The 22,654-nt window shown below is 58.8% G+C and carries 17 protein-coding genes; 12 read left to right on the forward strand and 5 right to left on the reverse strand.

Features of this window, described 5'->3' with window-relative positions:
* Positions 1–97: 97 nt before the first annotated feature.
* Positions 98–1,432: a c-type cytochrome gene (locus ABD837_RS20575; protein WP_345058359.1), complete on the reverse strand. Its 1,335-nt coding sequence runs from the start codon at positions 1,430–1,432 to the stop codon at positions 98–100.
* Between the two features lie 504 nt (positions 1,433–1,936).
* Between ABD837_RS20575 and rpsF the strand changes: the two genes are divergently transcribed.
* From rpsF to priA, 6 genes are all read left to right on the forward strand, one after another.
* On the forward strand, positions 1,937–2,314 hold the full coding sequence (rpsF, locus tag ABD837_RS20580) for a 30S ribosomal protein S6 (RefSeq protein WP_345058361.1): 378 nt from the start codon (positions 1,937–1,939) through the stop codon (positions 2,312–2,314).
* Between the two features lie 13 nt (positions 2,315–2,327).
* The gene (gene rpsR / locus ABD837_RS20585; protein WP_241934763.1) at positions 2,328–2,603 is read left to right on the forward strand and encodes a 30S ribosomal protein S18; all 276 of its coding nucleotides are present in this window, start codon (positions 2,328–2,330) and stop codon (positions 2,601–2,603) included.
* A gap of 91 nt (positions 2,604–2,694) precedes the next feature.
* Positions 2,695–3,138, forward strand: coding sequence for a 50S ribosomal protein L9 (rplI, locus tag ABD837_RS20590; protein ID WP_345058368.1), 444 nt, complete (start codon positions 2,695–2,697; stop codon positions 3,136–3,138).
* Between the two features lie 100 nt (positions 3,139–3,238).
* A complete protein-coding gene (locus ABD837_RS20595; RefSeq protein ID WP_345058370.1) occupies positions 3,239–6,172 on the forward strand; it encodes a GSCFA domain-containing protein in 2,934 nt (977 codons plus the stop codon).
* Positions 6,173–6,279: 107 nt separating this feature from the next.
* The gene (locus tag ABD837_RS20600) at positions 6,280–8,376 is read left to right on the forward strand and encodes a thioredoxin domain-containing protein (RefSeq protein WP_345058372.1); all 2,097 of its coding nucleotides are present in this window, start codon (positions 6,280–6,282) and stop codon (positions 8,374–8,376) included.
* 68 nt (positions 8,377–8,444) lie between these two features.
* Positions 8,445–10,988: a replication restart helicase PriA gene (gene priA, locus ABD837_RS20605; protein ID WP_345058374.1), complete on the forward strand. Its 2,544-nt coding sequence runs from the start codon at positions 8,445–8,447 to the stop codon at positions 10,986–10,988.
* Between the two features lie 78 nt (positions 10,989–11,066).
* On the opposite strand, the gene ABD837_RS20610 is transcribed toward priA, so the two are convergent.
* Positions 11,067–11,645, reverse strand: coding sequence for a hypothetical protein (locus ABD837_RS20610; protein WP_345058376.1), 579 nt, complete (start codon positions 11,643–11,645; stop codon positions 11,067–11,069).
* Positions 11,646–11,827: 182 nt separating this feature from the next.
* Between ABD837_RS20610 and ABD837_RS20615 the strand changes: the two genes are divergently transcribed.
* The 3 genes from ABD837_RS20615 (at position 11,828) to ABD837_RS20625 (ending at position 14,402) form a co-directional block, all read left to right on the forward strand.
* Positions 11,828–12,634 (forward strand): class I SAM-dependent methyltransferase, encoded by an 807-nt coding sequence (locus tag ABD837_RS20615; RefSeq protein WP_345058378.1) that lies wholly within the window; start codon positions 11,828–11,830, stop codon positions 12,632–12,634.
* Between the two features lie 111 nt (positions 12,635–12,745).
* Positions 12,746–13,981: an S-adenosylmethionine:tRNA ribosyltransferase-isomerase gene (locus ABD837_RS20620; RefSeq protein ID WP_345058380.1), complete on the forward strand. Its 1,236-nt coding sequence runs from the start codon at positions 12,746–12,748 to the stop codon at positions 13,979–13,981.
* A 112-nt stretch (positions 13,982–14,093) separates the two neighbouring features.
* Entirely contained in the window at positions 14,094–14,402 is a 309-nt protein-coding gene (locus tag ABD837_RS20625; protein ID WP_345058382.1) for a hypothetical protein, read from the forward strand.
* Between the two features lie 275 nt (positions 14,403–14,677).
* Here ABD837_RS20625 and ABD837_RS20630 read toward each other — a convergent pair whose 3' ends face one another.
* Positions 14,678–14,914: a hypothetical protein gene (locus tag ABD837_RS20630; RefSeq protein WP_345058384.1), complete on the reverse strand. Its 237-nt coding sequence runs from the start codon at positions 14,912–14,914 to the stop codon at positions 14,678–14,680.
* 145 nt (positions 14,915–15,059) lie between these two features.
* On the opposite strand from ABD837_RS20630, the gene ABD837_RS20635 reads away from it, so the two are divergent.
* Together ABD837_RS20635 and ABD837_RS20640 are read left to right on the forward strand one after the other, a co-directional pair.
* Positions 15,060–15,521: a hypothetical protein gene (locus ABD837_RS20635; protein WP_345058386.1), complete on the forward strand. Its 462-nt coding sequence runs from the start codon at positions 15,060–15,062 to the stop codon at positions 15,519–15,521.
* 143 nt (positions 15,522–15,664) lie between these two features.
* Positions 15,665–16,576: a prohibitin family protein gene (locus tag ABD837_RS20640; protein ID WP_345058388.1), complete on the forward strand. Its 912-nt coding sequence runs from the start codon at positions 15,665–15,667 to the stop codon at positions 16,574–16,576.
* 96 nt (positions 16,577–16,672) lie between these two features.
* Here the strand turns inward: ABD837_RS20640 and ABD837_RS20645 are convergent, their stop codons facing one another.
* Both ABD837_RS20645 and ABD837_RS20650 read right to left on the reverse strand, forming a co-directional pair.
* Complete coding sequence (locus ABD837_RS20645; RefSeq protein ID WP_345058390.1) at positions 16,673–18,040, reverse strand: RagB/SusD family nutrient uptake outer membrane protein; 1,368 nt, start codon at positions 18,038–18,040, stop codon at positions 16,673–16,675.
* A gap of 36 nt (positions 18,041–18,076) precedes the next feature.
* Positions 18,077–21,184, reverse strand: a complete 3,108-nt coding sequence (locus ABD837_RS20650; protein ID WP_345058392.1) for a SusC/RagA family TonB-linked outer membrane protein — start codon at positions 21,182–21,184, stop codon at positions 18,077–18,079.
* Between the two features lie 279 nt (positions 21,185–21,463).
* Between ABD837_RS20650 and ABD837_RS20655 the strand changes: the two genes are divergently transcribed.
* Positions 21,464–22,636, forward strand: coding sequence for a ribonuclease D (locus tag ABD837_RS20655; protein WP_345058394.1), 1,173 nt, complete (start codon positions 21,464–21,466; stop codon positions 22,634–22,636).
* Positions 22,637–22,654 lie beyond the last annotated feature (18 nt).

The following is a 22,654-nucleotide window of genomic DNA, read 5'->3' on the forward strand; positions in this document are numbered from 1 at the left end:
TTGGAGGGGTAATCAGTAATCAGTATTGGGTAGTCAGTAGTTAACAAGGGCAGGCAAGAATACTGACTACCCAGTACTCCCTACCAAATTCAGTTGCTTAGTAGTGGCACTTCGAGCACTCGGTACCGCCGTTGGACGATACGGTGAAGGGGGCACCACCATTTTTGGTGTCGTGCAGCTTCACGAGGTTGTCGTAGTACTTGTTATCCTTGGTGTTGAGGGGCATCTCGCGGTGGCAGTTAATGCACCAGCCCATCGTGAGAGCTGAGTACTGGTACACCACTTCCATGTTCTGAATGGGGCCGTGGCAAGTCTGGCATTGGAGGCCGGCCACCTGCGTGTGCTGCGAGTGGTTGAAATACGCCAGGTCGGGCAGGTTGTGGACGCGCACCCACTGGATGGGCTGCTTGCGCTCGATGGCGCGGTAGATTTTCTTGATTTCGGGCGACTCCGTCTTAATCTGCGAGTGGCAGTTCATACAGATGTTGGCCGAGGGAATATTAGCTGACTTTGCCTTGTACACCGAAGTGTGGCAATAGGCGCAGTTAATCTGGTGTTCGCCGGCGTGCAGCTTGTGCGAGAAAGCAATGGGCTGCGTGGGTTGGTAGCCCTGGGTCAGGCCTACTGCCATCACGCTTTGTACGCCTTCATAAAGTAAAACGAGGGCGAAAACCGTCCCTACAATACCACGCAACACGGGCGAGCGGTAAAATTTGCTCCAGTCGAAGCGCTGGTCGAGGATTTCAACGTCGCGGCCGTCGAGGTCCTTGCGGCCACGCAGTACGTCACGCATCAGGTTGCCAATGATTACCAGCGTCACCACCAGCACAATCAGCACTACTACTAACACGATGAGCAGGATGTCAACATACTTGCCGGAGCCAGCGTCAGTCCCGCCATCTGCGGCTGCAGCACCGTCTTTTCCATCAGCAGCGGGGGCATTCTTAGCAGTTACTCCACCACCTTGTCCTTCCTGCGAAGTCACATAGGCTACAATCGAAGTAATTTCCTTGTCCGACAGGCCGAACGAGGGCATCTGCTGCTTGTTGTACTTGTTATAAAGCGCTACGGCATACTCATCGCCGCTGGCTACTACTTTGCTGGAGTTCTTAATCCAGGGAATCAGCCAGGAAATGGGGCGGCGCTTGGTGATGCCAGCCAAAGCCGGACCAACTACCTGCTCATTCACGGCGTGGCACTGGGCACAGTTGCCTTTAAAGAGGGCATCACCGGCAGCGATGGCGGCGGCATCGCCCCCACCAGCGGCGGGAGCAGTAGCAGTTGCGGGAGTAGCGGCAGCAGTTGCACCGGGAACTACCCCTTCCTTTTTCACCGTGGCGGCTTCCTGGGCGGCTGCCTGCTGAACGCCAGCAAACGTGAGCACCAGCGCCAGCAACAGATGAGGTAACGAGCGAAGTCGAAGGCTCTTCATAGATAAATAGAGGGTAAAGCGAAACGCTAGGGGCATTTCAAGGCCACAAATGTAGGTCAGGAATCGTAGGCGGCAAAAAATGGGGTGCAATTTCCGGGGGGTCCTGGCCGTTGCACACATTCATAATAACAGCTTTTTAACCACTTTCGGCGACGCCCAAGACCCGATGCCCCAACCACAGCGGCCTCGAACAGACTGGTTTTGCAACAGATTGCCTGATGGTTCAGAAAGCTCTTAAACTGAACCGGCAACTCTCACTTTTAGTTGGCCGCAAAAGCACATTTAGTGGCGCTTTTTTCTGAAGGTTTCGGACTGTTGGCCTACACCTTATATATAGGTAGCAACCGATTAAAGCCTGGGTCCAGCCGATTGCCGCAATGTGCGGGCATTCTTGTGTCGGCCTGATTACCAGCAATAGTGTGGCGGGCCTTGGCAATGTGCCGGAAAGTCAGTACCTTTGCGCCCCAATCAATTTTTTTATACCCACAATTCACCCCCATCGTAATGGAACAAAGAAATTACGAGACGGTCTTCATCGTGACTCCCGTTCTGAACGAGAGCCAGGTGCAAGAAACGGTCGAGAAGTTCACTCAGGTGCTTAAGGAAAATAGCGCCGCCCTTTTATCCACCGAAGCCTGGGGCCTGCGCAAGCTGGCTTACCCGATTCAAAAGAAGAGCACAGGCTACTATTTCTGCCTGTCCTACACTGGCGAAGGCAATATCGTGGACGTACTCGAACTGGCTTTCCGCCGCGACGAGCGCATCATCCGCTTCCTCACGACCGTGCTCGATAAGCACGCCGTGGAGTACAACAACCGCCGCCGCAACGGCGAAATGAACCAGCAGAAGGCTGCCAAGGAAACCGAAGCCGTAGCCCAATAATCCAGCATCGACAATGGCATCTCCCGCATTCAACCGCAACAACGACCGGTCGGCTAACAACAAGCCCCAGGACAACCGCAAGAAATACTGCCGCTTCAAGAAGAACGGCATTAAGTACGTGGACTACAAAGACCCGAACTTCCTGCTGAAGTTTGTGAACGAGCAGGGCCGAGTGCTGCCCCGCCGCCTCACCGGCACCAGTCTGAAATTCCAGCGCAAAGTGACCCAGGCCATCGCCAAGGCCCGTCACCTCGCCCTGATGCCGTACGTAGCCGACGCTCTGAAATAGACCTTAGACCTGAGAGCTCAGAACTTGGAATGTTAGCAGCCCTGTGCCTCTAACATTTTAAGAGCCAAGCTCTCACATCTTAATCAAGACAATGGAAATTATCCTCAAAGACGACGTTAAGGGCCTCGGGTACAAGAACGACATCGTAACCGTGAAATCGGGTTACGGCCGTAACTTCCTGCTGCCGCAGGGTCTGGCCATGCTGGCCGATAAGACGAACAAGAAAATCACGGCCGAGAACGTGCGCCAGGCCGCACACAAAGCCGACAAAATCAAAGGTGACGCTCAGGCCATTGCCGACCAGGTTGGTGACATGGTACTGGACATCCCCGCCAAGGTGGGTGAGAGCGGCAAAATCTTTGGCCGCGTGACCACCCTGCAGTTGGCCGAAGCGCTGAAAGCTAAGGGTGTGGACATCGACCGCAAGCGTTTGTCGTTCGACCAGGAGCCTGCTTCGGCTGGCGACTACACCGCTACGGCTAACCTGCACAAGGAAGTAAAGCACACGGTAAAATTCCGCGTGGTAGCCGAGTAGTCTCGGTTTCTTTGCCAGATTGAAAAGCCCTGCCTGTCGGCAGGGCTTTTTTTATTCCGTTTTTCGGACGCGTGTCCGGTTAAGGGCTATTTTTGCTTTAATGTTTAGAACTGAATTGACCATTGCCCCGGCTACCGGGCAACTGCCGCGCACGGCGCGGGTACTGACGATGGGCTCGTGCTTCGCCGACAGCATTGGCGCGCGGCTGGAAGCCCACAAGGTAGAAACACGAGTAAACCCGTTTGGCACCGTGTTTCAGCCATTGGCGCTGGCACGGCTGCTGCGCGCAGCCGCTGGCGAGGAAGTAGACTGGCAACAACACCTGGTGCAGGCGCGCGGCCGCTGGCAGAGCTACGACCTGCACGGTAGCGTGGGGGCCGACTCGCCGGTGGAGCTGCTGCAATACATTCAGGAAGTGGTGCGCCAAACGGGCGACTTCCTGCGCAATACCGACTTGGTGCTGCTGACCCTGGGCACGGCTTGGGCTTACCGCCTGCGTGAAACCGGTGAGCTGGTGAACAACTGCCATAAGCAGCCCGCCGACCTGTTTGTGCGCGAGCTGCTGACGCCGGATGAAATCATTAATGCCCTGGCTGAGACGCATGCTTACCTGCGCCGCATCAACCCAGAGCTCCGCTTTGTATTGACTGTAAGCCCGGTGCGTCATCTCAAAGACACGCTGCCGCTGAATTCGGTGAGCAAGTCGGTGCTGCGCGTGGCCACCCATATTGTGAGCGACTTGCTGCCGGGCGTGGCTTATTTTCCGGCGTTCGAGTTGCTGACGGACGACTTGCGCGACTACCGCTTTTACGCGGCCGATATGCTGCACCCGTCGGAAGTGGCCGAGGACTATATCTGGGACAAGTTTGCGCGCACCTACTTCGATGCTGACTTTGGCCGTTTCCGCAAGGAGTGGACGGGGGTGCGCCAGGCACTGGGCCACCGGCCGCTGCACGAGGGCGCGCCCGAGCACCGGCAGTTTCTGGAGAGTACCCGCGAAAAGCTGGAGCAGCTCAGCCTGCGTAAGGTTGACGTGGCCAACGAGTTGCGTAGTGTGCACGCCCGTTTGGAAGCACTGCCCCTCCCCGCTCAGCCTGAACGTGCCCCCGAGCCGGAGGACGACGAGGAGCGGATTGACATTGGCGAAGGTGCCGTTGGCCCAATGCCTACGCCTGTACCCGAGAATTTGATAAGTGAGGCTCCCGGACCAGCGCAGCTAACGGAGAGTCAATCGCGGCCCCCGCGCCTGTCGCCGGAGGAGTTTCGGGCGCAGCGGGCAGCACGGCCCGAGCGAGGCCGTCGCGACGGGCGCGGCAAGGGCCAACCAGCACAGCCAACCGAAACCGAGCAGTTTCAGGCGCCCAGCTTTAAGGAGGCGGATGAATACGCCCAGCAGCCTTCTCTAACAGAATCAGTGCCTGTAGAGTTGGCACCGGTTGCTTTAGCTCCCGATACGCCTGAGGCTCTTGATGCAGCTGCTGATGTGGCAGATATGGAAGCAGGCCGGAAGAAAAAGCGCCGCTCACGGGGCGGTGCCAAGCGTACGGCACGCAAACATGCCTTGCGGCTGGCAGCGGAGATGGGATTGGATGAAGGCCAGTTAGCAGCCTCAGCCGAAGCTTTGGAAACGGCCGCGGAAGAAATGCCAATTGAGGTATCTGCTTCGATGGGAGCAACCCAGGCAGAAAGCACTACAGCGGCTCCTGCAGCCCGGGAGCCACGCCCAGACCGGCGAAATGAAGGCGGCCGCGGTGTGGCCCGGGTACCGCTGTTTGCGGCGGCAGCGGCACCAGCGACGAATGCTACTCCTGAAGACCCAGCAGTTTCTACTGGAGCACCAGCTGATTCGGAACAGGAAACACCGAATTCTTCTTCGCGCAAAAGCCGAAACCGCAAGAAGAAAAAGGGTAACCGCCCGGTAGCAGCCGATGCCGCCGATGCAGACCACAACTCCGCTTCGGCGCCCACCCCGCGCGGTGCCGTTGAAGCAGTTGTTGACCAAGAAGCACTCATAGCTGCCCGCAGCAACGACCGGCGCGGTAATCGCCAGCCCCAGGAACAGCCCGTGGCTACGCTTCCAATGAGCGGCGCAACGCCCGCGGTGGCCGCGACACCAGTAGTCCTGGTATCGGCTACCTCCGATACAGCAGCGAACGAGCCCAACCAAGCCACGACCCCTGCTGTTCCGAAGGCAGCGAAGCCGTCGAAGCGCAAAAGCCGGGCACAAGTAGGTGGGCGCACCGAAAAGCCCGCGATTGACAGCCCGATAATTCCGGCAGATGACACGCTGGTGCTACGCTCCCAGGTAGCCGCGGGACGGCTCACGGGCACGTCGGCTTCATTGGTTGAGCCAACTACACCGGCAAAACAGGGAGCGCCCAAACCACGCAGCAAAAAGGCACTCGCTTCTAAAACGGTGACTGCTACGGAAACTGCGCAACGAGCCGACCCATCAGCTTCAAGTGCTCCAATAGCTCCGGCGATGGTAGAAGCTTCAGGCTTGGGTGATTCTTCCACTGGCGGGAGGCCGAAGCCAAAGGCCAAAACCACACCTGGCAAACCTGCTGCGGCTGAAACGGTGGCGCCGGCGAAAGAAATGTCGAAGCCCGCACCTAGCGCAACACCAGCAAAAGCGGTTGATGCTGCAACTACTCCGATGCAAGGTGCCGCTGGAAAGAAGGTGGCAAAAGCTACCGGAGTGGCACAAGCAGCTAATGCTCCTGCAAAACCAGCGAAAGCCCCCAAGGTGGCAGCTAAGCCAGTAGCAATTGTAGCTGATAAAGCTGCTGCACCGACTATACCGTCGGCTGAACCCACTGCCAAACGAGCACCCAAACCGCTGGTTAAACCTGCTTTGCCTGCTGCAACGCCAAAAGCTAAACCTGTTGCTAAGACGGCAAAAGCAACTGCTGAGCCGACACCGGCAAAGCCAACTCCGGCGCGAAAGGCCCCCGCGAAGGCGGGAGCTGAGAAAGCCGACCCAGGTAAAAAGGTAGCTGCAAAAGCCAAGGTGCCGAAAAAGCCAGCTTCGTAAACTAGCAGAATTTGCGGCTGATATTCGGCCTCTTGTGTTAATTACTTCCCAAACCCGGCCTTTTTCGCCGGGTTTGGTGTTTCAATACCTCCCCTACTTTGCTCGTTATGGCCCACACTCCTTCGCACACCAACCGCCTCGCCCAGGAAACCAGCCCCTATCTGCAGCAGCACGCCCACAACCCCGTGGATTGGTACCCGTGGGGAACCGAGGCGCTGCACCGTGCGCAGGCCGAGCAGAAGCCTATTCTGGTAAGCATTGGCTATGCGGCCTGCCACTGGTGCCACGTAATGGAGCGCGAATCGTTCGAGAGCGAGGCCGTGGCGGCGGTAATGAACGAGCATTTTGTCTGCATAAAGGTCGACCGCGAGGAACGGCCCGATGTGGACCAGATTTACATGGATGCCCTGCACGCCATGGGCCTGCAGGGCGGCTGGCCGCTGAATGTGTTTCTGACGGCAGACGCCAAACCGTTTTACGGCGGCACGTACTTTCCGCAAGGCAACTGGACCAAGCTGCTCACCAACATTGGCGAAGCCTACGCCGGAGAACACCGGGCCGAGCTGGAGCAATCGGCGGAGCGGTTCATGGAGGTGATTGGTAAAAGCGAGCTATCCAAATACGGCAGCCATAGCCGCAACAAGGCCCAGGAAGCCGACCATACCGCGCTGAATGCCATTGGCGTGGCCCCGCAAACTGGCCCGGCTGGTGTTTCCGATGAGGAATTCAAGCTGCTGGTGTATAATCTGAGCACGAATTTCGACCGGGAAAGTGGCGGCATGAATCGCGCTCCGAAGTTTCCGATGCCCAGCATCTGGCGCTTTTTACTGCGGGCCCACGTCATCAGCGGCAGCCGTACTGTCTTGGACCAGGCGGTGCTGACGCTGCGGGAAATGGCCTGGGGCGGGATATACGACCAGGTACACGGCGGATTTGCCCGCTACTCAGTCGATGGCGAGTGGTTGGCTCCGCACTTCGAGAAGATGCTGTACGATAACGGCCAATTGGTGAGCCTTTATAGTGAGGCTTTCCAGCTGACTCAGGACGAGCTTTTTCGGGAAACGGTGTATGATACCGTTGAATTCATCCGGCTGGAATTGACCAATGCCGAGGGCGGGTTCTACTCCTCGCTCGATGCCGATAGTGAAGGCGAAGAGGGCAAATTTTACGTTTTTACGAAAGAAGAGCTGCGGCAAATCCTGGGCGATGAGGAGCCGCTGTTTTCCGACTACTACAACTGCACGGCTGCCGGCAATTGGGAACACGGCCGCAACATCCTGCACCGCCGCGAAACCGACGAGGCCTTTGCGGCCGCTCATCAGCTTGCGCCTGGGGTTCTGCCTGAGCTAATTACGGGCTGGAAGCAGAAAATAATGGCTGTCCGCGCTGTGCGCGTGCGCCCCGGCCTCGACGACAAAGTTCTCACCGGCTGGAATGCGCTGATGCTGCAAGGCCTGACAGATGCTTACCGGGCCTTCGGAGAGCCCGAGTTTCTGGTGGTGGCCGAGCGCAACGCCCGCTTCATCGAAGCGAACCTGCGCGACGGTGCGGGCCTGTTCCGGACCTGCAAAAACGGCCGCGCCAGCATTAGCGGCTTTCTCGAAGATTACGCGCTGGTCATTCAGGCCTACATCAGCCTCTACGAAGTCACCTTCACCGAAAGATGGCTGCGCAAGGCCGAAACACTGACGGAATATGTGCTGGCCAACTTCTTCGACCCGACGGAAAGGTTGTTTTTCTACACCGACAGCCGCGCTGAACCACTGATTGCCCGCAAAAAAGAGTTGTTCGATAACGTAATCCCGGCTTCCAACTCCGTTATGGCGCACAACCTGCGCCGCCTAGGCCGGCACCTCGAGAAGGCTCAATATACCGACTTGGCGGTTGAAATGCTGCTCCAACTGCGCCATTTGGTGGTGAAAGAGCCGCAGCACCTTACCAACTGGGCTTCGCTATATGCCGCACTGTTGCGGCCGGGCGCCGAAATTGCCATACAAGGCCCGGATGCGGAGGCTTTCCGGGAGGAAATCAGTCGCCATTTCCTGTTTGACACCGTGCTGGCTGGCACCGAAGCGGCTTCGGAACTGCCATTGCTGAAGCTGCTGCCGACGCCAACTGATGGCCGCACGGCCTTGCACGTGTGCCGCAACTATGCCTGCCAGGCTCCGGTGTATGGCGTGGCCGAGGCGCTGGCGGCGCTGTAAGCAGCGACGCGGTGGTGCGCCGCTACGGTCCTGTTATCTTTACTATCCGCCCCTACGCTATACCTGTTTTGAGTCTCACGCTTGATTTTATTGCTCCCGCCGCCGCGCCTGCGCCCGACCGGGTAACGCTGTTTGCCGACGTTATTCTGCCCCTGCCCCTCCCCCGGCTCTACACCTACCGGGTGCCGTACGAGCTGAATGACAGTGTGGTGATTGGCGGCCGCGTCATCGTGCAGTTTGGAGCCAAAAAGACGCTTAGCTGCATTGTGGCAGCAGTGCATGAAACGGCACCCAAAGATTACCAGGCCAAATACATCCTCGAATTCATCGACGATGCCCCCGTAGTTACCCAGCCGCAACTCAAGCTGTTCCGCTGGATGGCCGACTACTACATGTGCACCATTGGCGAGGTGATTAACGCGGCGCTGCCTTCGGCGCTAAAGCTCAGTTCGGAGTCGCGCATTCAGCTGCACCCGGGCTTTTCGCGGGAGGAAAACGAGTACCCGCTCTCCACACAGGAAGAGCTGATTGTGGACGCGCTGGGTGTGGTAGAAGATGGCAAGGCGCTGACGTTCACCGAGGTCGGCGACCTATTGGGCATCACGTCCTTCCACAAAGTCATCAAGTCGCTGATGCACAAGGACGTGATTTTCCTCTTCGAGCACACGGCCGACAAGTACGCGCCCAAGGTGGTGAAGAAGGTGCGGCTGGCCCACCATTTCGTGGCCGAAGCCTCGCTGGAGCAGCTATTCGAGCAACTCACCAGCAAGCCCAAGCAACTCGATGTGCTGATGAAGTACATGCAGCGCGTGCCCGTGTACCAGAACGAGCACGCCAACCAAGCCGGCATCGAGAAAGCCTACCTCACCAGCAGCCCGCACCTCTCGGCTTCAGCGGTCAACACGCTCATCAAAAACGGCGTGCTGGAGCAATTCGACCAGATTGTGAGCCGGTTCCCGCTCGAAAACGAGGGCGCTATTCAAATGAATTTCTCGCTCACTGAAGCCCAGACCACGGCGCGCGATGAAATAATGGCCCATTTCGGCGAAAAGGAAATTGCGCTGCTCCACGGTGTGACGGGCGCGGGCAAAACCGAGATTTACATCGACCTCATCCGCAAAGCTATGGATGGCGGTGGGCAGGTGCTGTATCTGCTGCCCGAAATCGCCCTTACGGCCCAGATTGTGACCCGCCTGATGCGCGTGTTCGGCACGCGGCTGGGCGTGTACCACTCCAAATTCTCCGACAACGAACGGGTGGAAGTGTGGAATGGCGTGCTCTCGGGTCGCTTCCAAGTGGTGGTGGGCGTGCGCTCGGCGGTGTTTCTGCCTTTCGATAACCTCGCGCTCATCATCGTGGATGAAGAGCACGAATCGAGCTACAAGCAGTACGACCCGGCCCCGCGCTACAACGCCCGCGAAGTAGCCCTGATGATGGCCAACTTCCAGGGAGCCAAAACGCTGCTGGGTTCGGCCACCCCGGCCGTCGAAACCTACTACCAGGCCAAGCAGGGCCGCTACGGGCTGGTGAGCCTCACCAAGCGTTTCGGCGAGGCTGGCATGCCGGAAATTGAGTTGGTGGATACCCGCAAGGCCCGCGAACACAAAACCATGCACAACCACTTCACCGCCGATTTGCTGGGCGAAGTGGAGCGCACGCTGGGCCGCCAGGAACAGGTGATTCTGTTCCAGAACCGGCGCGGCTACGCGCCCGTGGTGGCCTGCCAGGACTGCGGCTGGATACCGAAATGCACGAACTGCGCCGTGAGCCTGAGCTACCACAAGCACAGCCACGAGCTGCGCTGCCACTACTGCGGCTACCACGACAGCATGGTGAGCAAGTGCCCCGCCTGCGGCTCGCGGGCCGTGAAAACCCAGGGTTTCGGCACCGAGAAGATTGAGGACGACCTCAAAATCATGCTCCCGCAGGCCAACATCCAGCGGATGGACCTGGACACGACCCGCGCCAAAAACAGCTACCAGACCATCATCGCCGACTTCGAGAAGCAGGCCACCAACGTGCTGGTGGGCACCCAGATGGTAACCAAAGGCCTCGACTTTGCGAACGTGAGCCTGGTGGGCATCATCAACGCCGACAGCATCATTCACTACCCCGATTTCCGGGCGCACGAGCGGGCCTACCAGATGTTTGTGCAGGTGAGCGGCCGGGCCGGGCGCAAGGGCAAGAAGGGCAAGGTCATCATCCAAACGGCCGACCCCACGCAGGTGATTTTCGACAAGGTCATCCGCAACGACTACATCGAGTTCTACAACTACGAAATCGTGCAGCGCCACGAGCACGGCTACCCGCCCTTCATGCGCGTCATCAAAATGACGGTGAAGCACATCGACCAAGCCGTGGGCGAAGCCGCCGCTATTTTGCTGACCCAGGAGCTGGTGGAGCGCCTGGGCCGCGCCGCCGTGCTTGGGCCGGAAGCGCCCTACATCTTTCGCATCCGCAATTTCTACCTCCAGGAAATCACCATCAAGCTTGACCGGGCCCACACCGTGCTCAAGCAAGCCAAGCAGCTGATTTGCGAAGCCATGGACATGGTGAAGGACCAGAAGGAGTTCCGGCAGGCACGCCTCGTGGCCGACGTGGACCCCATGTAGCTGCCGGGCCTCGTGGCGACAAAAAAAGACCCGCTCACTAGCTGAGCGGGTCTTTTTTATTGTCTACCCGAAAGCGTCCTACAACGAGTCAAGCAGCCAGAGCACAATAAATATTACCCCGATAAGGGCGATAATGGTTCCTATCAGACCGTTAAATATACCGACCAGGAGGCCAATCAGGAGAAGGATAAGACCAGTGCGCAGGTTGCCGCTGATGCCGCCTTTCGCCGTTGAAGCCGTGTTGTCGTGCGAACGAACAGAGCCAGCTTTCTGCATTAGCTTGTCCATTTTGCGGGTTACCTTATTCAGAGCCACTCGCTGCAGGAGGGTGGGCTTCGCAGCGGTGGTGGTAGCAATGGTAGTAGCGGCGGCGGCATTGGCCGTCTTTTCGGTGGATGTCCGTTCGCGGGCCACTTGCGTGGGGACTGAATTGCTGGCGGCTACCGCTTCGGCAGGCGTGGCCGTTTCGGGTGCCACGGTGTTGGGAACCGCCGCAACGGGAGCCGGGGCAGGCACCGGAGTAGCCGCGCGGGCTACGCCGTGGTACGAAGCACCCTTGGGCAGCATCGCGTATTCGGCCCGGCTGCAGCTGCCCAGCGAGAGGGCGCAAACGGCAGCGGCAACGAGCTTGCTGACAGTGGAGAAATGGTTTTTCATGGGTGTGGGGGTAATTAGTGGATTTGGCGATTCTACGGCGACCAACTGGTTTTGGCTGTTATTGGGCAAAAACTTTGTGGCTGAACAGTACCTCGAATTTGCTTTCCAGCCCGGCATCAGCTGCTGAACCCCTGGTGGCCGGTTGGTGTTGAGGCCAGCAAATGTACTTACTTGCGCTCTGTATGAGGCATTATCTTCCAGTCGAGCAGCGGGCTTTTGGTTTTATGTGCATCAGTATGGGCGTGGGCCTGCTGGCAGCGGCCACCAGTTGCACCCAGGTGCCCGTCGAAAGCCGCCCTTCGCTGCTGGGCGAGCGCCGCCTGTCGGCGGCCGTGGCCTCCGACACCACCGGCTACGAAATGGCGGCCCCGCGCGACCCCAACGGCATCGGCACATATTACCTGGGCCGCCAGATTGCCCACGTCATGGGCCACGAAGGTGCCAACTGGCTCGAGCGCACCGGCCGCCGCCAGGAAGAAGGCACCGACATTCTGCTGCGCGAGCTGAACCTGAAGCCGACCGACGTGGTGGCCGACATTGGCGCGGGTACCGGCTTTTTCTCCTTCCAGTTGGCCAAACGGGTGCCGCGCGGCCAGGTGCTGGCCGTTGACATTCAGCCGGAAATGATTACCGCGCTCCAGGAAAATAAGCAGAAGCTGAAAGTCCGCAACGTGCGCCCCGTGCTGGGCACTACCACCAACCCGGCCCTACCGGCCGACAGCGTCGACGTGGTGCTCATCGTCGATGCCTACCACGAGTTCGACCACCCCCGCGAAATGGGCCGGGCCATCCGGCGGGCGCTGCGGCCCGGCACCGGCCGCCTGGCGCTGGTCGAGTACCGAGCCGAAGACGCTAACGTGCCCATTAAGCGCATTCACAAGATGAGCATCGGACAGGCCCGCAAGGAAATGGCCGCAGTCGGGCTGGTACTCACCGATTCCATCGAAACGCTGCCGCAGCAGCACCTGCTGTTATTTAAGCGCCCATAAACAGGCCAACGTTAAATGCTTATTTCGGCTCGCATGAATGATTCAACAATGGGTCGTCTATGCGGGCCGAAATCACGTTTCGGGATACCCGTTCTGTCCGACCTTTGCGGCATGAACCCCGACCCACGCCAGCTTTCCATTCACAATTTTACTTACCCGCTCCCCGCCGCGCGCATTGCGCCCGAGCCTCTGCCCGACCGCGCGGCCAGCCGCCTGCTGGTGAGTCGTGGTGGCACCATCACGGATAAAACCTTCCGGGACCTTCCTGGCGAACTGCCCGCGGGCGCGCTGCTTATTTTCAACGATACCCGGGTGGTACGCGCGCGGCTGCTGGCCCGGCGCCCCACGGGTGGGCAGGTCGAGCTGTTTTGTCTGGAGCCGGTGGCCCCGCACCGCAGCCTGGAGCTGGCGTTGCAGCAAACGGGCCACTGCACCTGGCGCTGCTTGGTAGGCAATGGCCGCCGCTGGAGAGACGGCCTGGTAAGCCTCGAATTTGAAACGGCCGACGGCCAGGTGGCCGCGCTGCATGCCGGGCGCCAAGCCCAGGAAGCTGGTACGGCCCTCATTGATTTCCGCTGGGAACCTGCCGAACTGCCCTTTGCCGAAGTGCTGCGCGCCGCTGGCCACCTGCCCCTGCCGCCGTACATCGACCGGCCCGATACCGCCGCCGATGCCGTGCGCTACCAGACGGTGTACGCCGCTGCCGAAGGAGCCGTGGCCGCGCCCACGGCCGGCCTGCACTTCACGCCCGAAATTCTGGCGGAGCTACAGGCCCGGGGGTTTGCCACCGGCCACGTTACGCTCCACGTGGGCGCGGGCACCTTCCAGCCAGTAAAGGCCGACCGCATGGCCGACCACCCCATGCACACCGAGCCCATAATTGTAACCGCAGCACTCCTGCGCCAGCTGCTGGCGCACCGGCCCGCACCGGTTATTGCGGTGGGCACTACCAGCCTTCGCACCCTCGAAACCCTGTATTGGCTGGGTGCAGGCTTGGTGCTTGCTCCTGTTGCGCCCGCTGAACTGCTCGTGACGCAGTGGCAACCCTACGAACAAGCCGACGCCACGGCCAGCATTAGCCCGGAGGCGGCGCTAGAGGCGCTGCTGCACTACCTCGAAGCCCGGGGCACCGACACCCTGGAGGCGAGCACGCGCCTGCTTATCGCACCGGGCTACCGCTTTCGTTTGGCAGATGGGCTTATCACCAACTTTCATCAGCCCGAGAGCACGTTGCTGCTATTGGTGGCCGCCCTACTGGGGCCGGGCTGGCGGGCAGTGTACGAGCATGCGCTGGCCCATGACTACCGCTTCCTAAGCTACGGCGACAGTTCGCTGCTGCTGCCGTAGTGCCCCACAGGCAATTGGTTGCAAGCATTGAATAAGCTGGCACGGTAGTGGAAGAACCTTTGGCAGATGGGAGCGTACAAGCCCCACAAACCCTTTTCCTTCTGATAATATTATGAAAAAAGCAACTTTGTTCCTCGCCCTGTTTGCCTTTGCCACCACCGCTTTTGCTCAAACCACTCCTTCTACCGAAGTAAAAGTGCGCGACAATGGCACCACCAAAGTGGTGACTAAAACCGGCAAAACCAACACTGGCCAGGCCATCGATAACACGAAAGATGCTGCTGGTAATGTAGCTCACAAAACGGGCAGCGCCATTAAGCGCGGCGCCAAGAAAACCGGCCACGCTGTGAAGCGCGGTGCCCAAAAAGTAGGCAACAAGACAGTACAGGTTACGCAGAAAGCGGAAGCCAAAACCGAATAGTCCTTTCCAAGAACTGTTCCTTTCCGTATTTCCAGGAAGACCCCGGCCATGGCTGGGGTCTTTTTTTATGCCCGTAGTTGCCAGCACGCCCAGCACGCAGCGTACAGGTCGGAAGTATTCACCATTCAACATCTTCTGCTACAACGTTGTGCTGCAGCAGGCTGCTAAAGCAGCTTGGTCTCTTACTAAAGCCCCTTTGCAGCATAGTAAAACGTTTGGGTAAGCTCCGCCTCGCATCCTGACTACAAGCTAAAAAAGCGGCTATTATGCAGCACTTAACGAGGCTGGGGCTTTTCGCGCACTTCGTGCAACACCTTCTCGACCACGCCGCGCCCAAATAGGCTAATGCCGGCATTGAAGACAACCAGCGCTGCTGTACCAGCGGCCAACCACTTAGAAGTTGGCGCGTCCTGGTCTTTTAGGCTGCCGGCCCAGTGTATCATGCTGGCTCCTGCGCCAATAACGGCCAATCCGGAGGGGGCAAATAGTAGCCATTTTGCTTTGTGGGTCATCGGAATTAATAAGTGAGGAAAGATGGATGTAATGCTGCACAGTTCCTGGCGATTGATGCCCGGGGCTGCGGCCAGCGTGTACCTTGCGCCTTTTCGCCTACGCACCCCTGCCGCCTCGGTTGCGGCCTCAACCGTTGATTTTATCATGAGTCCTTACGAACAATTACTGCACCTTGCCTTCACGGCCCCCAACGACGTGAAGTACTACCTCACTCCTACTGCCCTGCGTGCCCACGACCAGCTGCGCACGGCACCACCGGCTCAGTTGCCCTTTCGCTTCGAGCAGGTGCGCCTGGGCCTGGCCATGGCCCTGTTGAAGCTGGTATCGGAGCTGGGCGACCACGACGAAAGCCGCCAGGTACTCGACGTGCTGCACCGCGCCCTGAACGAGGCCCGCTCGCCCGAAGACATTGACCGTATCGTGGGCCGCGATGCCCGGCTGTTCGACCGCCTCTACGAAAACCTCTACGTGAACGAGGAAGGCGAGGAGCTACTCAACCTTTTCGGCCGCACTCTTGATGCCGATGCGCCGGAACTGCTCGAAGAAATTGCCCAGGAAAGCGTGGATTTGGCCCGCACCCTGAACTTTGAAACCGACGAGGATTGAGGCGTTAACGGATAAAGCATTCGGATAACACCCAGCTACGGGGCTTCAGGCGAAAGGGGGTTTAGGAACAATCAATTCAGGCCCACCCTTCTCGCCAACTATATCAGTTCATTCAATAACCAGCACATCAAACTTCACTCACCATGACACTCGTTATCCTCGGTTTTATCATTCTGGCGCTGGGCCTGAATGCTTCGCGATTTTCGGAGCGCCTGGAGCGCCTGCGCGGCGGGTTGATTTTCCTGGGCGGCGCGTTTCTGGTGCTGGGACTGGCGCTGAGCACGGTGGTGCAGGTAGGCGTGGGCCAGGTGGGCGTGCAAACACTGTTTGGGCAGGTGCAGAAACGCGTGCTGCAGCCCGGCCTAAACGTGGTGAACCCGCTGGTGGACGTCACGCGCTTCGATACCCGCACCCAGAACTACACCATGTCGGCGGTGCACAGCGAGGGCCAACAGGCCGGCGACGACGCCATTCGTGTGCTCTCGGCCGACGGCCTGGAGGTCGTCATCGACCTCACCGTGCTCTACCACGTGGTGCCTGACCAAGCGCCTAAAATCCTGGCCACCATCGGCGAAGACTACCAGGACAAGATTGTGCGGGCCATTTCGCGTACCCGCATCCGCGACGGGGCCGTGTTTTACGACGCGGTGGCGCTATACTCGACGCGGCGCGAAGAGTTCCAGACCCGAATTCTGGCGTCCATCGAAAAGGATTTCGTGCGCAACGGCTTGCGGCTCGACCAGTTGCTGATTCGCAACATCCAGTTGCCGCAGTCGGTGAAGGCCAGCATCGAAAGCAAGATTTCGGCCGAGCAGGACGCCCAGAAGATGCAGTTCGTGCTGCAAAAGGAGAAGCAGGAAGCTGAGCGCAAACGAGTTGAGGCCCAAGGCATTGCCGACTACCAGCGCATCGTGAACACCGAACTCAGCGACAAGTTGCTGCAGTACGAAACCATCAAAGCCAACCAGGCCATTGCCACTTCGCCCAATGCCAAGGTCATCATCATGGGCGGCGGGCGCAGTCAAATGCCCCAGTTGCTGATGGGTGATAAATGACCCAGAGCCCAGCCGGGGCATTCGGCTCACCGGTACCACGAAAAAGGCCCGTCGCAAGTGCGACGGGCCTTTTTTCATCAATGAATGCCTAGTGGGCTAATAGCCTGCATTCTGGGTCAGCTTGGGGTTTGCATTGATTTCGCGCAGCGGAATTGGGAAAATCAGGCGGGGCGAATTCCAAGGCAGTGCTACCCCGCTGGGGTCATGCACGGTTTCGCGGTTGCGCTTCACATCGGCCAAGCGGAACCCTTCGAAGGCCAGTTCCAGCTTGCGCTCATTCAAAATTCTGGCGAGCGTGAGGGTGGTATAGGGGGCCAGACCCGCGCGAGTGCGTACACGGTTTATGTCAGACAGTGGGGTTGCCCCAACTGTAGTGCCAGCGCGGAAGTTGGCTTCGGCGCGGGTTAGGTACATTTCAGCCAGACGGATGAGCTTAATGTTGCCATACTGCGAATCGTATTTGAGGCTGTAGGTTTGTCCGGCTGTGATGTCGAACAATTCCAGACGCTCGTCTTTGGGGTCGTACAGGTCCAAATGTGCTTGCTCGACCGAAATATCGCCCCGCTGGTTGGATGAATAAAACGTGTTAAGCTGGTTGCTACCGCTTTGAGCCGAGTTCTGGATGGCGAAAATATCCTCGCTGGAATTGCCCAGCAAGTCGGCCCCCGAGTAGAACTCATCAACGTAGCTCGGGTTCAGGATGTATTTGCTCGTGATGGCGCGGTTAGCTGCCGCGGCTGCCTCCGTGAAGCGGCCTTGCTGCAGGTACACCCGCGAAAGCATGGCCGCCGCGGCGGCGTTGTTGGCAAAAAAGCTGCCAGCAGACGAGGTAGCCGTCATTTTGCTTTCAGCAGTGGTGAAGTCGGAAATTACCTGCGCATACACTTCGGCAACCGTATTGCGGGCTACCTGTGAGGAGGCATCGACCACTTTAGTAGGCGTGAGCACCAGCGGCACGCCGGGATTGGAAGCGGGCGTGCCGTCGGCCCAGTCGCGGGCATACAGGCGCACCAGCTCAAAGTACATGGCCGCCCGTATAAAGCGGGCTTCGCCTTCGACGCGGGCCCTTTTAGCGGGAGTATCGAGCTTGTCGATGTTCGCCAGCACGTTGTTGGTGCGGTTGATGACGTTGTAGGCATTCACCCAAATGGCCGACACGAAACCATTGTCCTTCAGAATAGACTTGCGGTTGATTTGGTTGGGCGGAATGAACGTACCAATAAAGGTTATTTCGCCGTCATCGGCCAGCAGGTCCGACATCAGTTGGATGTAGCCACCGTAGGCTTCGGCGTTCTGAATACCCGTGTAGCAGCCCACTAGGGCCGCCTCAACGTCCGAGGACGTGAGAAGCGCCTTGTCGGCCGCAATGCTGTCGACGGGGGCGATGTCAAGCTTGCTGTTGCAGCTGCTGAGCGGCCCGGCCAGTAGCAGGGCAGTGGCCAGCGCATAAACGATTTTTTTCATATTAATAAGGAAGTCAAAGGAGGGAAAAGGCCGACTCTAGAAGCCGACGTTAATACCGAACGTGATGGTGCGCGGCTGCGGGGCCGAATAGAAATCGATGCCCTGGTTGATGTTGCCCTGCGTAGTGCTGGAAGCCAGGTAGTCGGTATTTACTTCGGGGTCCCAGCCTTTGTACTTGGTGAAGGTGAGCAGATTGAGCGCCTGCGCGTATACCCGCACCGACTGCAGATAGCCCTTTTTCACAAAAGCTGCCGGCAAGCTGTAGCCCAGCGTCACGGTACGCAGGCGACCATACGAACCGTCGCGCACGAAACGCGAAGAGTTGGCCGCACCGTTCCCGCTCAGATAATCAGCACGCGGCACGTCGGTGTTGTCGCCTGGTTTGCGCCACCGGTTCAACTGGTCGCGGGTCTGGTTGTCGGGGCCGTTGTTGAAAGCAACCGAGTAAAACTGAGCACCACCGTCAAAAATTTTGTTGCCAAACACTCCCGTCAGGGTCGCGCTCAGGTCGAAACCTTTATAGGTAATGGTGTTGGTGAAACCCACCGTCCAGCGCGCGTTGGGGTCGCCCACATTCACGAGTTGGGCCGAATCGACGGCTGTAGTGGTACCGGCTGCGTGGTTGATGACACCGGTATTGGTGCCGTCGTTGCTGGCGGTGTTGCGGTAATAAAGGGCGTCACCGGTGGCGGGGTCTACTCCCGCATACTCGGGGCCGAAGAATACACCGAGTGGGTATCCCTCCTGCGCACGGCTCAGGTATTGGCCCAAAATGGGCTGGCTGTTCAGGTTGGTTACCTTGTTCGCGTTGCGCGAAGCATTAAAGGTGCTCGTCCAGTTGAAGTCGCCCACAAAGTTGCGCGTAGTCAGGGCGAATTCGACCCCCTTGTTTTCGAGGTTGCCCACATTACGGAACTGAGCAGGGAAACCAGTAGTAGCGGGCACTGGTGCAAACAGGGCCAGGTCGGTCGTGCGCTTCAGGTACACGTCTACTTCCCCGCTCACGCGGTTGTTGAACAAGCCAAACTCGATGCCAGCATCGCTTTGGGTAGTCGACTCCCATTTCAGGTCGCGGTTTTCGAGCTGGCTCGGACGCTGTCCGGGCACGCCCACATAGCCCGAGGTACCCGAATACAGGCCCAACGAAGCGAAATCGGTGAAGCCCTGGTTGCCGGTGCGGCCAATGCTGATGCGCGGCTTAAGGAAGCTCAGCACCTTCTGGTCCTTCAGGAATGCTTCTTCCGTTACGACCCAGCCCAACGAAGCAGCCGGGAAGAAACCGTAGCGCTGATTCGCACCAAAGCGCGACGAGCCGTCGACACGGGCGCTCAGACCCAGCAGGTATTTGTTGGCGAATCCGTAGTTGACGCGACCAAAGTAAGAAAGCAGGGCATTGCTGGTGCTAGATGAACTGCCAGCAGTGTAGGTAGCGGCATTGCTCAGCGTGCGGTAGGCATCGCTGGCGAACTGCGTGCCCGACACGCTGTTGCCCGTTGCGCGACGCTGCTCATACGACGTACCCAAAGTGGCTTCGATGCTGTGCACCTCCCCCAGCACTTTGCGGTACGAGAAGAAGTTGTTGGTGGTGAAGCGGGCACTGGTGGTATGAGCACTGAACCCGAAGCCGTTGGTCGGGTTGGAGTTACGCGACGTTACACGGGCCAAGTACTGGTCTTCGTCCTGGTTCAGGAGGTCGAGTCCTACTTCGCTGCGGAAGGAGAGACCGGGCAGAAATTCGTACTGCGCATACACGTTGCCCAGCGCCCGGTAGCCATAGGTGGTATAGGTAGCTGCGTTGTTCTGAATGCCCAGCAAAGGGTTGTAGTAGAAGGGAAAGTTGTTGTTGGGGTTGCCCGTGGCCAAATCCAGTGCCCCGCTGGTGAGGCCGGTGCGCGGGTCAATCAGGGGCGTGATGGGAGCCAGGGCCACAATCTGCACCGGGTTGCTGAACGCGTTGTCGTTGGGCAGGCGGTTGTTCTGCGTGCGCGACAGGCCCACGTTGGCCCCTAGCGTCAGCTTATCGGTTGCCTGGTGGTCGACGTTGAAGCGGCCGGCAATGCGCTGCAGCTTATTGCCAACCAAGATGCCTTCCTGGGTGCTGTATTGGCCCGAGATAAAAAACTTGGTTTTGTCGGTACCGCCGCTGGCGTTCAGGTCGTACTGGCTGAAATTGCCTTTGCGAAATACCTGCTTCTGCCAGTCCGTATCTACATTGTAGTTCGCATCAACAGCTACGCCAGCGGCATAGCCCTTAAAACGGTTAGCAATGCTGGCATCGGAACGGCCGGCATTTTTCAGGGCCTCTGTAAACAGCTCTACGTACTCCTTGGCATTGAGAAACTCACGCAGGTGCGTGGCCTCGCTGGTACCGTTCTGGTAGCCAATGTTGAAACGGGTAGCGCCTGCTTTACCACGCTTGGTGGTAATGAGGACCACGCCGTTGGTACCGCGCGAGCCGTAAATGGCCGAAGCCGCTGCATCTTTCAGCACCGTGATGTTCTCGATGTCGTTCGGGTTGATGTCAGCAATTGGGTTGGTCGGGGCGCTGGTCGAAGAGAAGTTGTCGGTTTGCACCGGAATGCCGTCAATCACATACAACGGCTGCGTGTCGCCGCTCACCGAGGAGGTACCGCGAACCCGCACCTTGATGCCCTGCCCGAGCTTACCGCTGGAGTTTTCAATAACCACGCCTGCTGCCTTGCCCTGAATTGCCTGCTCGAAGGTCTGGACCGGGGCATTGGCAATGTCTTTAGTGGTCAAGGACACCACCGAACCTGTTACATCAGCTTTGGTCTGCGTGCCGTAGCCCACTACAATGGCCTCGCTCAGCTGCGTAGCCGACGCCGCCAGCGTTACGTTGATGACACTCTGGCTGCCCACTGCAATGGTCTGCGAAGTGTAACCTACCGAGCTAATCACCAGGGTGGCATTTGGCTGCACGCTCAGCGAGAAGGCGCCGTCAACGTTGGTGCTTACGCCGTTGGTGGTGCCACGCTCCAAGATGGTAGCTCCGGGGAGAGCACCACCATCCGAAGCCGTAACGCGGCCACTTATGGCATTGGTCTGCGCCCAGGCCGATGCCGAATACAAGCATGCTACCAATAGTAGCAGGAGCCTGAAAGGGAGTAATAGGGTTTGCTTCATTTGAACAAAAGGGTTGGTGAGTGATAAAACGGGAACAACTTTCCGCAGAGATGGTCCGAAAGGAAAGCGAAGTATAACCCAGAAAGGATGGCAACTTCACACTTTACATCTACTATCCTGCACGATGCTTCGGCGAATATAAATGCACACGCCATACTTGGCGCCGGTTTTTGTGTTCGGCGCAGTAGTTTCGGCAACCGTGGCTGCCGTGCCTACCTTTACCCTCCTATTCCGGGCCCGGCCTCTGGACGGCTCCCTTTCGTTCTGCATTTCGCTTCAATGCCCACCATTCATTACCTGACCACCGCCGAGGCCGTGGCCACCGCCGCCGCGCATTTTGCCACCCTGCCCCGCATTGGCATCGACCTGGAGTTTGACGACATGCGCCACCGCTATGGGCGACATCTGGCTCTAATTCAGGTATTTGATGGCCAGGAGGTGTACCTTATTGACCCACTGCCACTGCCTGATATGGCCGCCGATTTGGAGCCGCTGTTCGCCGTGCTGCGCGACCCAGCCGTGGCCAAAGTGTTCCATTCCTGCAAGTCCGACATTCTGTTGCTCGACGAGGTATTCAGCGTGAATTGCCTCAATATTGTCGACACCAGTGTCCAATTTACCTTATTGGCTGCCGAGGATAATAATATTTCGCTGGGCCGCCTCATTCAGGCCGAGCTGGGCTTCGAGGTGGACAAGGGCGAGCAGAAATCGAACTGGCTGAAGCGCCCGCTCACCGAAGCGCAGAAAGAATATGCTGCCAACGACGTGCTCTACCTGTTCCAGCTCACTGACCGTCTCAGCGCGCGCCTGGCCGAACTGGGCCGCGCCGACTGGGCCGCGCAGGAAAACCTTGCCCTCGAAGCCGTGCGCTACGGGCGCGACGACCCACGGCCGTGGTCGCGCAACGCCGCCAAATACAAGATTTCGGCGCAGGAAATGCCCGTTTTCCGGGAGCTGTACATGCTGCGCGATGCCGTGGCCCGGCAGCTCGACCGTCCCCCCTACCACGTGCTCAGCAACGACCGGTTGGCCGAGCTCACCCGCAACCCCATCGAAACGGCCCTGCAGCTACGCACCGCCAACGGCCTGCACCCCGAGTTGAAGCGCCCGCCTTATGCCGAGCAACTGCTGGCCATCGGCACCACCGATTTGGCGCCCGATGCGCCATTGCCGGCCGAGCAGCGCAAGTTTCCGTTCCGCCGCCGGCTCAATGGCCCCGCTGCTGCCCGCGCCGATGCCCGCGAAGCGCTGCTGATGGCGCTCAAAGGCCACCTCGCTACCGACCACGGCAGCACGATGGCCAACATGGTGCTCAGCAATCGCCTCATCGCCGACATCATTGAGCTCGGAACCGTGCACGCCCTGCGCCCCTGGCAGCAGCAGTTGCTGAAAGGTTCGGCGGAGAACCACAACGAGGATTACGCCTCGATTGAGGAGCCGTTTCAAGCTTAAGCTGCAGCAGACACGAAA

Source organism: Hymenobacter glaciei (genome assembly GCF_039539585.1).
GTDB lineage: Bacteria > Bacteroidota > Bacteroidia > Cytophagales > Hymenobacteraceae > Hymenobacter > Hymenobacter glaciei.

Bases quoted from the DNA above. Each gene is read 5' to 3' on its own strand.
- ABD837_RS20650 (WP_345058392.1), bottom strand. From the start codon at position 21,184: ATGAAGCAAACCCTATTACTCCCTTTCAGGCTCCTGCTACTATTGGTA.
- ABD837_RS20655 (WP_345058394.1), top strand. From the start codon at position 21,464: ATGCCCACCATTCATTACCTGACCACCGCCGAGGCCGTGGCCACCGCC.
- ABD837_RS20625 (WP_345058382.1), top strand. From the start codon at position 14,094: ATGAAAAAAGCAACTTTGTTCCTCGCCCTGTTTGCCTTTGCCACCACC.
- rplI (WP_345058368.1), top strand. From the start codon at position 2,695: ATGGAAATTATCCTCAAAGACGACGTTAAGGGCCTCGGGTACAAGAAC.
- ABD837_RS20575 (WP_345058359.1), bottom strand. From the start codon at position 1,432: ATGAAGAGCCTTCGACTTCGCTCGTTACCTCATCTGTTGCTGGCGCTG.
- ABD837_RS20620 (WP_345058380.1), top strand. From the start codon at position 12,746: ATGAACCCCGACCCACGCCAGCTTTCCATTCACAATTTTACTTACCCG.
- ABD837_RS20635 (WP_345058386.1), top strand. From the start codon at position 15,060: ATGAGTCCTTACGAACAATTACTGCACCTTGCCTTCACGGCCCCCAAC.
- ABD837_RS20595 (WP_345058370.1), top strand. From the start codon at position 3,239: ATGTTTAGAACTGAATTGACCATTGCCCCGGCTACCGGGCAACTGCCG.
- ABD837_RS20600 (WP_345058372.1), top strand. From the start codon at position 6,280: ATGGCCCACACTCCTTCGCACACCAACCGCCTCGCCCAGGAAACCAGC.
- ABD837_RS20615 (WP_345058378.1), top strand. From the start codon at position 11,828: ATGAGGCATTATCTTCCAGTCGAGCAGCGGGCTTTTGGTTTTATGTGC.
- ABD837_RS20610 (WP_345058376.1), bottom strand. From the start codon at position 11,645: ATGAAAAACCATTTCTCCACTGTCAGCAAGCTCGTTGCCGCTGCCGTT.
- rpsF (WP_345058361.1), top strand. From the start codon at position 1,937: ATGGAACAAAGAAATTACGAGACGGTCTTCATCGTGACTCCCGTTCTG.
- rpsR (WP_241934763.1), top strand. From the start codon at position 2,328: ATGGCATCTCCCGCATTCAACCGCAACAACGACCGGTCGGCTAACAAC.
- ABD837_RS20645 (WP_345058390.1), bottom strand. From the start codon at position 18,040: ATGAAAAAAATCGTTTATGCGCTGGCCACTGCCCTGCTACTGGCCGGG.
- ABD837_RS20640 (WP_345058388.1), top strand. From the start codon at position 15,665: ATGACACTCGTTATCCTCGGTTTTATCATTCTGGCGCTGGGCCTGAAT.
- ABD837_RS20630 (WP_345058384.1), bottom strand. From the start codon at position 14,914: ATGACCCACAAAGCAAAATGGCTACTATTTGCCCCCTCCGGATTGGCC.